Genomic DNA, 12766 nt, shown 5'->3' with positions numbered 1-12766 from the left:
CTCTATAACCTGAGTATCCTAGCATTGTTCCCAGTATTATTACTAATAATACTATCCATAAAGGGTGTCTTTTTCCTTTATCTTTCCGAAAGTCCTTGACTTGTTTCAGTTTTTCTATTAAGCTCAACATATATTTAAAAAATTGCCGGTCACTTCTCATTTTACCTGACAGTGATCGGTTTTACTTTTGATATTCTGATGGGAGAATGAAACAGCCCTACCTGTAGGGGGGGGTAGCTGTTTTATTAAGGGAGAAATGTGATTCGCAAACTTGACTCTTTCTTAACAAAAATTGACCTAGAAACTGTTGACTTGGATTGGCAGTTTTGCCATACTGTGAAAAACCAACTGATTGGAGGAAATTCCACCATGAAAACCAAGAAACTGACACCCCGCAATGCTGCTCCTGTCCAACGGGAAAATGCCGCTACCGTCTCTCGTGATGGCAATGCGATCGCCCCCCTGGAATGGGATGCGCGGGATTCGCGGTATCCTTTTGCGGGAGACGACGCGGAGTAATCCTCCCGATTCAAGCATCGAACTTCAAATCATGTCAAAAGTCTTTTTCTGCTTGCCAAGGCGCACGGTTGCTCCCTTGTAATTGACGCACAATCCTTGTTAATTCAGGGCTTTCTGTTACCTGGCACGCGGGAGAAGCTTTTGAGCGAAGTGATTAAAAAAGTCGGGGATTTTCTTAAACTCTGAGAATCAAAATCAAAGATTTACATATCTCGCCGACTTTTCATCTTTAATCTAACACTTGAAATTATGATAGTTGCTGAGATTCAAAAAAACTCCCTCAAAGAGCAAAGAATACAATTTATCCGTAATCATCAACAAGCTTTTGATGTTGAGCCGATTTATCCTCTGCGGCTGTTTGAAGATTTTGTTATGGAAGTTGAAGGCGATTGTAATATTGAAGCCTCCTGTAAGATAGAATTAGATAAACTCATTGCCTCACGGTTTATGCTCTTTTTTAAAGATCAGTCCCAAGAATGGCAAAAATATCTAACTCAATCTTTAGCTTTTTTTCTGCAAGTTGAAAGCCGTGTTGGTGTTCAATTAGATTATTCATTATTACAGAAATTTTTAGGACATAACTTTGACTTTAGCAAACTAACAGTTCTTAGTATGTAGGTAGGTACTACTCAAAAAGAATTAGAGAAAACGAAGATTGACAATATGCGGCTTTATTATTACAAATCATTCAAGATGGAGTAAAATTGATGTTAATAACTAAACCTCGATTTGAAACCTTCGCTGAATATCTACAATATGAGGATAATTCAGAGGGATTATATGAATTATTTAACGGCGAATTGATAGAAATGCCACCAGAATCAGGACTTAACTACCAAATTGCCAATCGTCTTTTCTTGGTATTTGCCTTAATGCTAGGAACTGATAGAATCAGAGGACATGGTTTAGAATTAGAAGTCAGAGGAGAACCTAAAAACCGTTATCCTGACTTAACAATTATTCGAGAAGAACATATTAAACTACTCTCAAAAAGAAATACTATTCTTCTTTCCATGTCACCCCCTTTATTAGTTATTGAAGTAGTTAGCCCTGGTGAAATTCAAAGAGAAAGAGATTACATAGCCAAAAGAATCCAATATCAAGATTGTGGTATTCCTGAATACTGGATAGTTGATCCCCAAACTCAAACAATTTTAGTCTTAGAATTAAGAGGAAATACTTATACAGAAATAGGTAATTTTAGCAATGATGACTTAGTAAAATCATCTATATTTAATCAACTAAATATAAAAGTTTCTCAAGTATTTAATTAGGCAAATTAAATACTATGATTACCGCCGAAACCATTACCTTAAACTTAAAATCCGTCAATTTAAGCGATGAGCAATTTTATCAACTTTGCCATAGTAACGACGATTGGCGAATTGAACAAACTGCCGAAGGAGAATTAATCATTATGCCCCCAATTGGTGCTATTAACAGTTTGTCCTGATTTTGTGATAGAATTAAGGTCGCGCACTGATTCTTTAAGTCAACTCCAAGAAAAAATGCAGGAATATCTTGATAGTGGCTTAAGAGTGGGCTGGTTAATTGATCCCATTAGTCAACAGGTAGCAATCTATCGCCAAAATCAGGCTAGTATGTTTTCTGACTGCTATTTTTCAATTTTATTGGTGAGAGTTCCGACCACATCAATACCGAGGGTTTGATGGACACTGGCGAGGAATTGATTGACGATTTCGGGATAGACTTTAATCAGGGTAGCGAGGGATTTACCATCACCATTATCAACAATATTAACTCGATCGAGGTGTAAGCGTTTAGGAATTTTGATCGCTTCTTCTAGGATAGTTTCTAACTGTTGAATCAAGAAAATTGCTGATGCTTCGCTGCCGGTGTTTTGCCAAACTTCCGCGAATAATTCGTTAACCAAGGCTTCAGCTTTAGCATTTTCTTCAAAAATTGCCGCTTGTCCTCTAGCGCGGAAAGTTTCGGCTTCCTGCTGCGCTTCTGCGGGTAAAACTTCATCTGCTTGGAGACGTAATCTTTCTAATTCTGCTCTGACCTGTTGAAATTTTTCTTCAACTATAGCACGTTTTTCCTTAGCGGCGGCGATAGTTATTTCTTCTTCCGATTTTGCCTGTTGTTCCAGTTTTGCCTTTAACTTTCTCAATTCGTTTTCTTGCTCTAAAATGATAATTTGATCGCGGGTTTTAGCTACGGTTGCTTGTTCCTCACATTCCGCGACTATTTGTTCAGCTTCATTGAGTGCATTTGATTCAGCAATTTCAGCATCACGCATGACTAAAGCGATTCTTTCCCGTCCGAGGGAGTTAAGATAATCCACGTCATCGGCAACATTTTGAATTTTGAGAGTATCAATTTCTAAACCGAGTTTAAACAGGTCTTGACTGACGTTACTGGTAATACTTTCGGCAAATTTTAGGCGATCTTCGTTCACTTGTTCGGGGGTCATTGTTGCGACTACACCCCGCAAGTTTCCTTCTAAAGTTTCTTTAGCTACGCGAATAATTTCTGCTCGATCTCGATCTAAAAAACGTTCGATCGCATTGCCGACTATTTCAGGTTTAGAACTAACTTTAACGTTAGCAATTGCCACTATATTCAGGGGAATATTTCCCTTAGAATAGGCATTTTTAATCTCAATTCTGATCGGGGTTGTGGTGACATCCATGCGTTTAACGGTTTCTAAAATTGGAATACGAATCGCCCGACCCCCCGATATCACTCGATAACCTGCATCTTGTCTATCTTTTGATTTGCGTTTCATCCCACTCAGGATGACTACTTCATTGGGTTTACAAATACACAAAAAAGAATTGATAAACCAAATCGCACCAATCCCCAGAAATATCAATAAAGCAATGGGAACACTATTCCCCAATAAATTACCAGCACTGTTGTTGTTATTGTTGTCGTATTGATTGGGATTGATTTGGATGAGATAGGAATTATTTTGACTATTCATAGTTAGTTACCCTTTGGTCTAGAAGAAATTACAAATCGCCTCTGATATACTTTTCCGCAATGACTAAAACTTTATTGTCTTGGCAATTGAGGATAAATGCTTGATCCCCGACATTAAATTGTTCTTCCCCTTCCGTTATCGCTACTATATCGATCAGACTATCCCCGACATTAACTCGCACTTTCCCCTTGCTATTTTTATCGAAGGGGATTTGAACAACTCCAATTAAACCGATGAGAGATTGATGATCGACGATACTATTTACCTGTTGGTTGCAGCGTCTTAACTTGACTAAAATTAGGAGTAGAATGGCCAAACCAATACCTACCCCTAAAGAAATTAAAATGATTGTGAGCAGTTGAGCATTCATAGTTTAGTTATTTACCGTTATGGTTGCCCCCAATCTAATTACTGTTAACTAATTCGAGACTTCGGCCATTTCAATCACGCGATCAGCATTATCTTTGACCAAAAAATTTAAAGGTTTATTGCGACGAACTTTATACTTTAAGCGTCGTGATTCCACCCGCATCAGAATTTGTTCTAAACAATCGTGATCAAAACAAACGTGACGATGACGATCCTTATAACCCGCAGTTGCCCCAGCAACGATATGCAGTTGGGTATTTTTCTTTAACTGATACCATAAACCCTGGGGTTGATCTCCCAAAGAAGTATGAGCAGTAGTCGCAGCCGGATTACTAGACATATAAAATGGGTCAATCATATTATTGCCCATCGTCTGCTCATAATTGTAATAGTAATGGAGGGGAACATCGGCCGTGGGTAAATTTAAAAGTCCTTCATAAAATTGTCGGGCTGTCTCCAAATCTGTCACCATGATTGTATGAACTTTTGGGGCGCTGGTTAGAAACATCCACATGGCTAAAGCATAAGCGGCCAGAAGCATAACCATAATCCCCTGGGTGGACAGGAGAGTATCAAGGGGTAGGAAAGCGCCGAAGAAAAGATGATTTATCAACACTGATGTGATCCTATTGCCTAAGAATTTCTATCATTCCCTAATTATAATCACGACGCTGAAACTTAAGTGAACAGGGTGGGGAGTAACCGAGTTCTGTACATTTGTATTAAAATGCTCCCTACCCAGTTTAAATACAGTACAATTTGCCTCAAATTCTCCCTATGGGATGAATAAATGATGAGATGATGACATTGCGGACGGAAATATGAGGAATTAGCGGAAATGAAAGCGTATATTGGAAATAGAGCCATCCCTAGAAAAGTGAGGTACTTTTATGAATTCTTTTGCGCTTCCCGTCTTTCTGCAATCAGGTTTAACCCTACTGGCATTTTGGCTCTTCTCGACTTTGTGTGATAATTTTTGCTTATAGAATCGTGAAATGTTTACTGGGAAAGACTTTTAGGACTATTTTGCTGAAGAAACTATCAGTATAGACCCCGTTTCCACACAGAAACCAGAAGAGCCGCATTTTTAGTGCTGGTTATCCTGATGGCCTAAATCTTAATCCGTCTGTGACTTCGATCGAGCAGGGGACGATCGATAGCGCAGACTAGATCTTGATAGACAGTTAGCATCTGTTCAGCGATCGCCGACCAACTATATTGATTTAAGACTAAATCCCTGGCATTTTTCCCTCGTTGTTGGCGAATTTCAGGATTAGTGATAGCCGTTGCCAAAGTATTAGTTAAATCCTCAAGCTGACAAGCTGTCACCCATCCCGCAGCCGCTGCTGCTACCGCAGGATGCAGATCCACCCGGTCGGAGATAACCACGGGAATTCCGGCAGCCATAGCTTCTGCCACTGCGATGCCAAAATTTTCATAGTAGGAAGGTAAAACAAATAAATCGGCCCTAGCGAGGAGGTTATTTTTTATTTCTCCGGTCACAAATCCGGTAATTGTTGTATTTTTGCCCAAGATTGACCGCTCGATCTGATTTTTAATCCGATTTTCGTACTCCCGATCCTGGGGATTGCCTCCTGCTAAGACAAAATGAAAATCTAGGCCCTTTGCTAACAACCTTTCTAAACTGGGCAGCAATAAATCTAGACCTTTTTTCGGGTCAAGACGGGACATATAGAGGATGATCGGTTTATTTTGGGGAAGATCAAAACCGTTTACCGGTAGAGCTTGTGGGTCAAAAAAATCTACCCCTAGGGGGATGACAATATCCTTAGTTTTTATCTTAAATCTTTCGGCGATTTGACACTCCTGCTGACTGGTAAAATGAACGGCCGCCGCCGCCGCTAAATTGGGTTTTTCCAGAAAATTGGCATATATTTGTTTAAGTTGCCGTTTTTTTTGCAAATCTGCCGGATCGAGGGTGCCTAGGGGACGGAGAATATAGGGCAGTTGACGGTAACGAGCGATCGAAGCTGATATACTGCTCACTGGCGAGAATAAGGCGTGAATATGGGCGATATCGTAATCTTTTGCCCTATTAGCCAACCAAGTAAACAGATCAAGAGAAAATTTATAGCGGCGAAAGGGAGAACAGCGAAAATAATAGATTTGATAGCCATTTTGACTAACAGGGACCCCTAAAGGCACATCTAGGGGTGCTTGTCCCGTGTCACCATTGGAATCGGTGGTAATAATAGTCACCTCTTGGCCTAGTTGGGCCAAGGCCGCTGACAAACCGAGTACCATTTGACTAGGGCCACCATAAACAAGGGAAATCGAAGGAACAATCTGAAGAATTTTCATCGAAAAATTGGGTCAGAAACCCCGTCCTTCTAGGTTGGCTTTACTGTTAAATACTAGCGCATTTGCACGATATATGCTAGAAAGTGCCACTTAGAGCGACTCTAAGACCAGAACAGAGTAAATCTGTTAAGGCAGCTGGGAAACCGCTCAAGAAACCCCAAGAGGATATCAAATTCAAAACGAATATCAAATTTAGATGCACAATAGCTTATCCCTCTGATTTACCAGTTATACTAAATCCGGTTATTAAAAACTGATTATTTATTACCCCTTTTGCATGAGTGCCTTTTGCCTGTCCTTATAAGTAGCCTATGCTCAACGGATTTAGTATAAGCAGTTATCAGTGGTAATCGGTCAAAAGTGAAAAAACAGCAAGAAACCGCCATTTAATAAGTAGGTGGGTGTTAAAAATTGTCAGCACCCCCCTTCTAGTGGCAGGGGGGATCACTTAATACTCAAATCTGATAACTGCTCACTGAAAAGGCTAAAGGTTAACCATTCATCGATAAATATTTAGCCACCGATTGCACATCTTTATCACCCCGTCCAGAGAAATTAATAACAATGCGAGGACTACCAGTTACTTGCGGGCAAAGAGTTTCTAAATAGGCTAAAGCGTGGGCAGTTTCTAGGGCCGGAATAATCCCTTCTAAACGGGAAACTCTTTGAAAAGCTTCTAATGCTTCCCGGTCAGTGACACTGTAATATTCGGCGCGACCACTATCTTTTAAAAAGCTATGTTCTGGCCCGACTCCGGGATAATCTAAACCGGCACTAATTGAGTGGGCCTCGATAACTTGACCTTCGCTATCTTGTAATAAATAACTCATTGCTCCATGTAGAACCCCCGGTTGACCTTGGGTAAGGGTGGCGGCGTGTTTTCCGGAAGCGATACTTTCCCCGGCAGCCTCAACACCAATTAAACGCACGGAAGCTTCTTTAACAAACTCATGAAATAAACCCATAGCATTAGAACCACCCCCCACACAAGCGAGGAGAATATCTGGTAAACCGCCCCATTTTTCCAGACTTTGCTGACGAGTTTCTTGACCGATAACCGCGTGAAAATCGCGCACCATCATCGGATAGGGATGGGGACCTGCCACAGAACCAAGGATGTAGTGAGTGGTTTCGACATTAGTTACCCAGTCGCGAATCGCTTCCGAGGTGGCATCTTTCAGGGTTCCTGTCCCGGCGGCCACGGGTTGCACCGTCGCCCCAAGCAGTCTCATGCGGAAAACATTGAGTTCCTGGCGTTCCATGTCGTGAATTCCCATATAAATCACGCATTCTAGACCAAAACGAGCGCAAACCGTAGCGGTGGCCACGCCGTGCTGTCCTGCCCCGGTTTCGGCGATAATTCGCTTTTTACCCATGCGTTTGGCTAATAAAACCTGACCGAGGGCGTTATTAATCTTGTGGGCCCCAGTATGGTTTAAATCTTCCCGTTTCAGGTAAATTTGCGCCCCAGTACCGTCAGCTTTGGCATAATGGGCGGTGAGACGTTCGGCAAAATATAAGGGACTAGGTCTACCGACGTAATCCTTGAGCAGTTGATTTAATTCTTCTTGAAAATCGGGGTCGTCTTGATACTGATTATAGGCCGTTTCTAGTTCACTTAAGGCTGGCATCAGGGTTTCCGGGACGTATTTGCCCCCGTAGCGTCCAAAACGCCCAAAAGCATCGGGATACTGGGTTGCTGTGCCGGCTGAGGCGGCATAAATCGGCGTGATAGTCATGTAAATCTTCGATGAGAGACTATGTCCATTATAAATCTAAGGGTTTAGTCTCTGGGTTAACCTGAGTTCCAGGGCAATCATCGCCTAACCCACTTAATAATCAAAGGGTGAGCATTGCCCACCCTTTGACGGGAGCATCTCACCTTTGTAACCCCTAAATCAGGTTTTTATGTCAAGCTATTTTGAAAGCCTTGCTAGAAACCAGTTTTATGGATAAGTATAATTACTCACTTGCATAAATGAGATGCTCCCCCCTTTGACTGATTTTACAGCCAAATACTCACATCAACTTTTAACACCTGTCCTAATAGTAATAACCATTTTAATTGCGTCATCGGCCAGGGACAGGCAGCATCTATTGAATTGGACCGCAAAGAATTAGGAACTAGACGATCATGGAAGTAATAATAGTATAATTCCTGAGAGCGATCGAGGGATAATCCTAGCTTTAATTGTTGGCTAACTTCAATTAAACGGGTGATTAGGCGGGCATCTTCCTCCGCCGTTAAAGGATCGCCATCGTGTAATAATTTCCCAAGAGATTGCCAGAGCAGACTTTCTAAGGTTTGACGCGCTTCGGGAATGTTTAATTGACAGTGTAAATGATTGGCTTCCTTAGCAATAGCCAATAATTGATCGAGATTATTCTCCGTTGCTTGCCGCTGCTCAAAATCTTTTTCTAGGGCATTAATCACCTGTAAACAACGGTGAGAAATGGCAATATCGGCCGCTACCTGTAACTCTTGAGGTACGGGCAGCTCATCCCGTTGGAAAGCCGCTAAAATGCCGTAATTATCCCGATAAACTTGGGTGTATAATTGATCGAGACGTTTTTTAGTTTCGGCTGTCACCTTCTGCATGATCCGGTGTCTTTCATCGGCAAAAAGATGGGGTAAAGCAAAAAAGTTTTCTCCCAATCCGCGCCCCATTTCTACGATCATGGTCGAGACACTGGCCTGTTGTAAAGATTCAAAGAGATGATCCTTAAGATTGGTATAGATTAACCGACTGTTAAAAGGTTGAATGCAGCAGTAAAAATCCCAACCTCCTAAATGTAGAACAGCAAAGACAAAATGTTCACTTTCTTGGGTAATTTCTGAGGTTAATTCCACCTGTCCCACTGCTAAAGTTAAAGACCCGATCGCTTGTTTTTGATAATCTAATTGACGGGTATTGTAACAATAAATCCGATGATGACCGGGATAATTGGTAAATAGGGAACTAATAGCGTAATGGGCCGCCACCCGTTCCAAATCGACCCGCGCAGAAGTGACCAATTGTCGATAGACATCAGCCCCATCTTGATATAACTTAACGTTACTGGGGGCGAAAGCTAGACGACTGAGGAAATTCATTTCTAATTGAATTCCAGCCACTTCTCCAGCTAATTCCAGGGCCCGGCCAGCATATCTCAAAATTTGCGTACCTTCAGGTCGAGAAATTTCCTCAAAAAACCAGCCACAACTGGTAAACATCAATAAAGCCTGTCTTTGCATTTCTAACAAACGCAAAGCATCGATTTTCTCGCTTTTACTCAGGTTGCGACTTTGATGCAGGGCGAGGAAATGTTCGATCGCGTCTGGGGATCGATCTAAAATAACTGCAATGTAGTCATCCCTTGTCTGCCAAGGATCGCGGAAAAATTCCTGTCCTTGAATCTCATATACCTTAATCAACTCATCTCTGAGCCAATTTAGGGACTCCCGCAGGGGTTTACGCCATTTTTGCTGGTAATTTCCCCCTCCCCCGCAACCACAGTCATCCTGCCAACGATTTACGCCATGGACACAACTCCACGCGGTCACGGGTTTTAATTCCACTTCCCAAGTGGGGGGGCAAATACTGAGATAATGGGCGAAATTGGTGACTGTCCAGCCGTTTTTAGGGAAAGATTCCGTAAAAGCATAGCTAAGACATTTCTCTGTCCCCTGTTTGTGGTGGCCGAAGGTTTCCCCATCGGTAGCGACGCTGATTAACTGGGAGGGACGATGATCCCCTTTAATTGCCTGTCCCAGACGACCGACGAGAAAATCACTGCTGGCTAGGACATCATTAAAGCCCATATCCCGAGAAATTGGACCATCGTAGAAGAAAATATCCAGATAACGACCATCGGGGATGTAACAGCGATAGGGACGGGTGGGATCGATTTGACCTCCGGCCACCGCGTGCCATTGGGGATGGGGATCTTGGTCGCTAGGGAAAGGACGACAGCGCAGGGCCTGGGAAGGGGCTAAAATGGTGAATTTAATCCCTTCATCGATTAAAGCTGTCACTGTGGCTAAATCAATGGCTGTTTCCGCTAACCACATTCCTTCGGGATCGCGACCGAAACGGTGCTGAAAATCGGCTTTTCCCCAGCGAATTTGGGTGTATTTGTCCTGTTTGTTGGCTAGGGGCAGAATGATATGATTATAGACTTGGGCGATGGCGTTACCATGACCGTTTAAGCGTTGACAACTTTTTTGATCCGCTGTCAGGATGCGTTGGTAAACTTCGGGATCATGGGATTGCATCCATGACATTAGGGTGGCCCCGATGTTAAAGCTGAGATATTCGTAGTTATTAACTATTTTGATCACTTCCCCCCGGTCATTGTAAATGCGCGCAAAAGCATTGGCACGATAACACTCGTGATGGATGCGTTCATTCCAATTATGGAAGGGATGGGCGCTCGGTTGCCGTTCAATTCTGTCTAGATAGGGATTTTCTCGCGGTGGTTGGTAAAAATGTCCGTGAACCGTGATATAAACTCCGTGAGCGGTTTTCAGGGGATCGACCCCCGTATCGGTATAGGAATAAAAGGTTGTAGAAGGATGTTCAACAAGATAAGTCATAGAAATGCCTAGAAAATCGTTTTTTTTTGAGCGAAAATAGCTGTAGAATGTAGCGACCTGATGTTTAAAAAAACTGAAAACCTTGCCGTTTTTCACGGCCTTGGGGTCACAATATCATGTTTTGTGTTCCTAGCAAAGCTAGGGTTAACAATTCGCAACTTCTCTATACACAGCACAAAGTAATACTAAATTTTGTTACAAAATCTAGCTTTTCCCGGTAGGCTGTTGACTATCTAGGGCTGACTGACCATCCTTTGCCATCAGCGTTCTACCCTAGGAGAGATGCGATCGCTCTTACCCCTGCCCCAAAAGCGATCGCCATGCCCAAAAAATTGCTCCTCCCAAAAACGATCGCCCCTCCTTATCCCCAAAAAGTGATCGCCCTCTGCGTTCCTATCCCAAGCAATGGCAATTTTAACGTTTAATCAACAAGATGACAGCGATTACATTGAGCCTAGTCATAATGAAATTTACAACTGATAATAATAATTTCTGTTTCTGTAATTTTATAAACTAAGCGATGTTCATCATTAATGCGTCTTGACCAATAACCCTTGAGTTGATGTTTTAAGGGTTCAGGTTTACCGATTCCAGAGAAGGGATGACGCAATATGTCGTCAACTAAATCAACGATTTTTTTATAGAGTTTTTTGTCTTCTATCGCCCATTCATTGAATTGTTTAAAAGCTTTCGGATCAAATACTATATTTTTCACGCCATTCTTTTACAGTAATTGTCACTAAGTTTTCTTTCTTTTCTATTCTGTCAATAGCTTCGGATAATTCACGCTGATTGGCTTCTGTTGAAAGAAGATATTCAGTTGTATCGGGTTCAGAATCAGATACTAAAATAATAATATCCACATCTGTTCCTTCTTCTAGTTCCGCAGAATAAAGCTCTATTTTTCCTTCTCTGCCAACAATTCCTTTCTGTTTAATCGCTCTAATCATGATTTTTTCTCTTAAGATGTCAAACAATTATGGCTATTATATCAAAATCAGCATGAGTTAGAACTGATGACAAGAAAAGCGATCGCCTCTCGTCATCACAAAAATCGCTATCTCCGAAGGATTGGCTCTCCCAATAATGATCGCCTCTTTACCATCTATAAAGCGATCGCCTTTGATCATCAATGTTTGTGACGAGTTACGCTGTGTTAACCCATCCTACGCGATCAGCGATCGCACTATCAGCCAATAGCGATCGCCTTTATCGAGAAGAAATAGCTACCTGCACATTCGGAGAAAAATTCTCGATTTTTCGAGAAGCATTAAGAATTTCAATCCCGATTACATTACCTGCTTGATCATAGTCAAGAATAACCCCCGGACTGATTGCCTCACTTTCTTCTACGGGTGTGTCATGCCAGGTAATTGTTAAAACGTCAACCTCAGCATCATATTTAGCTTTCATTTGATAGCTGCCTATATTTTCTAAGTTTACTGGTAACATATAGTGTAACAATTTTTTGAGGCTCAACTAAGTCATTAATGTAAATTCTCAGAAGATAAGTTTTATTGTTAATGGCGACAAACGTACCTTGATAAACTTTGAGTCCATCTTCTTCTAAAATTTGCTCAGGATTATTGAGGATGTCCTGCAATATTTTTCAAGAGATTTGGCGTTGAATAATTTTTTCTTCGGCATGGGGACTTAAAATAAAGTTCACGAGGATTTCGGAGTATTTTTTTGTAAGGGATTAGTAAAAATTATAAAGCAAATAATCGCACTGTAGGTCGGTTTGAACGAAGTGAAACCCAATAAATTAGGGTAAGACAAAAAGGCAATGTTGGGTTTCATCACCTCAACCCAACCTACAAGATCGGCGATCGCACTGATGACAATAAAAGCGATCACGGTTTTAAAGTTTAATCAACAAGATGGCGGCAATCGCACTTTCACAAGCCAAAACAATCGCAATTTCAAAAGCTACAGAGATCGGGGTTTTAAAGTTTAATTTTTGAAATCAATTACTCTATTTCCCAGTCTTCCAATTGTAGTTGTGGAATGCGTGAAAATTCTTTAGTATT

At 41.6% G+C, this 12766-nt stretch carries 15 protein-coding genes and 1 pseudogene; 6 read left to right on the top strand and 10 right to left on the bottom strand.

Features of this window, described 5'->3' with window-relative positions:
* Positions 1-130, bottom strand: a 130-nt coding sequence (locus tag IM322_RS23045; protein ID WP_287675989.1) for a transposase family protein, incomplete at its 3' end; no start/stop codon positions are given.
* A gap of 239 nt (positions 131-369) precedes the next feature.
* Here IM322_RS23045 and IM322_RS23040 point away from each other — a divergent pair.
* From IM322_RS23040 to IM322_RS23025, 4 genes and pseudogenes are all read left to right on the top strand, one after another.
* Positions 370-519, top strand: coding sequence for an anacyclamide/piricyclamide family prenylated cyclic peptide (locus tag IM322_RS23040; RefSeq protein WP_286826750.1), 150 nt, complete (start codon positions 370-372; stop codon positions 517-519).
* Between the two features lie 249 nt (positions 520-768).
* Positions 769-1137, top strand: a complete 369-nt coding sequence (locus tag IM322_RS23035) for a DUF5838 family protein (protein ID WP_287675678.1) — start codon at positions 769-771, stop codon at positions 1135-1137.
* Positions 1138-1226: 89 nt separating this feature from the next.
* Positions 1227-1793, top strand: a complete 567-nt coding sequence (locus IM322_RS23030) for a Uma2 family endonuclease (RefSeq protein ID WP_287675679.1) — start codon at positions 1227-1229, stop codon at positions 1791-1793.
* A gap of 14 nt (positions 1794-1807) precedes the next feature.
* Positions 1808-2189: pseudogene (locus IM322_RS23025) on the top strand (Uma2 family endonuclease).
* On the opposite strand, the gene IM322_RS23020 reads toward IM322_RS23025, so the two are convergent.
* The 6 genes from IM322_RS23020 to IM322_RS22995 all read right to left on the bottom strand — a co-directional run bounded on the left by IM322_RS23020 (position 2135) and on the right by IM322_RS22995 (position 10736).
* Positions 2135-3469 carry a flotillin family protein gene (locus tag IM322_RS23020; RefSeq protein ID WP_287675680.1) on the bottom strand — a complete coding sequence of 445 codons (1335 nt, stop codon included), beginning with the start codon at positions 3467-3469 and terminating at the stop codon, positions 2135-2137. The pseudogene IM322_RS23025 and the gene IM322_RS23020 sit on opposite strands and share 55 nt — an antisense overlap.
* A 28-nt stretch (positions 3470-3497) precedes the next feature.
* Positions 3498-3839 (bottom strand): hypothetical protein, encoded by a 342-nt coding sequence (locus tag IM322_RS23015; protein ID WP_287078143.1) that lies wholly within the window; start codon positions 3837-3839, stop codon positions 3498-3500.
* A gap of 48 nt (positions 3840-3887) precedes the next feature.
* Complete coding sequence (locus tag IM322_RS23010) at positions 3888-4454, bottom strand: glyoxalase-like domain protein (protein WP_287078145.1); 567 nt, start codon at positions 4452-4454, stop codon at positions 3888-3890.
* 494 nt (positions 4455-4948) lie between these two features.
* Positions 4949-6160: a hormogonium polysaccharide biosynthesis glycosyltransferase HpsP gene (gene hpsP / locus IM322_RS23005; RefSeq protein ID WP_287675681.1), complete on the bottom strand. Its 1212-nt coding sequence runs from the start codon at positions 6158-6160 to the stop codon at positions 4949-4951.
* Between the two features lie 491 nt (positions 6161-6651).
* Positions 6652-7899, bottom strand: coding sequence for a tryptophan synthase subunit beta (trpB, locus tag IM322_RS23000; protein WP_012265094.1), 1248 nt, complete (start codon positions 7897-7899; stop codon positions 6652-6654).
* Positions 7900-8165: 266 nt separating this feature from the next.
* A complete protein-coding gene (locus tag IM322_RS22995) occupies positions 8166-10736 on the bottom strand; it encodes a DUF3536 domain-containing protein (protein WP_287675682.1) in 2571 nt (856 codons plus the stop codon).
* Positions 10737-10990: 254 nt separating this feature from the next.
* Here IM322_RS22995 and IM322_RS22990 point away from each other — a divergent pair, with 254 nt between their 5' ends.
* On the top strand, positions 10991-11161 hold the full coding sequence (locus tag IM322_RS22990) for a hypothetical protein (RefSeq protein WP_287675683.1): 171 nt from the start codon (positions 10991-10993) through the stop codon (positions 11159-11161).
* Between the two features lie 29 nt (positions 11162-11190).
* Here IM322_RS22990 and IM322_RS22985 read toward each other — a convergent pair whose 3' ends face one another.
* Complete coding sequence (locus tag IM322_RS22985; RefSeq protein ID WP_287675684.1) at positions 11191-11451, bottom strand: Txe/YoeB family addiction module toxin; 261 nt, start codon at positions 11449-11451, stop codon at positions 11191-11193.
* A complete protein-coding gene (locus tag IM322_RS22980) occupies positions 11432-11686 on the bottom strand; it encodes a hypothetical protein (protein ID WP_286824359.1) in 255 nt (84 codons plus the stop codon). Before IM322_RS22980 ends, IM322_RS22985 begins: the two co-directional genes overlap by 20 nt.
* A gap of 66 nt (positions 11687-11752) precedes the next feature.
* Between IM322_RS22980 and IM322_RS22975 the strand changes: the two genes are divergently transcribed.
* Positions 11753-11878, top strand: coding sequence for a hypothetical protein (locus tag IM322_RS22975; RefSeq protein WP_287675685.1), 126 nt, complete (start codon positions 11753-11755; stop codon positions 11876-11878).
* A gap of 67 nt (positions 11879-11945) precedes the next feature.
* On the opposite strand, the gene IM322_RS22970 is transcribed toward IM322_RS22975, so the two are convergent.
* On the bottom strand, positions 11946-12188 hold the full coding sequence (locus IM322_RS22970; protein WP_002775710.1) for a DUF2283 domain-containing protein: 243 nt from the start codon (positions 12186-12188) through the stop codon (positions 11946-11948).
* Positions 12189-12766: the final 578 nt, after the last annotated feature.

The organism is Microcystis sp. M109S1 (assembly GCF_020247025.1).
GTDB lineage: Bacteria > Cyanobacteriota > Cyanobacteriia > Cyanobacteriales > Microcystaceae > Microcystis.
The sequence above is the reverse complement of the archived record's forward strand: the minus strand, read 5'-3'. Positions and strand labels throughout refer to the sequence as shown.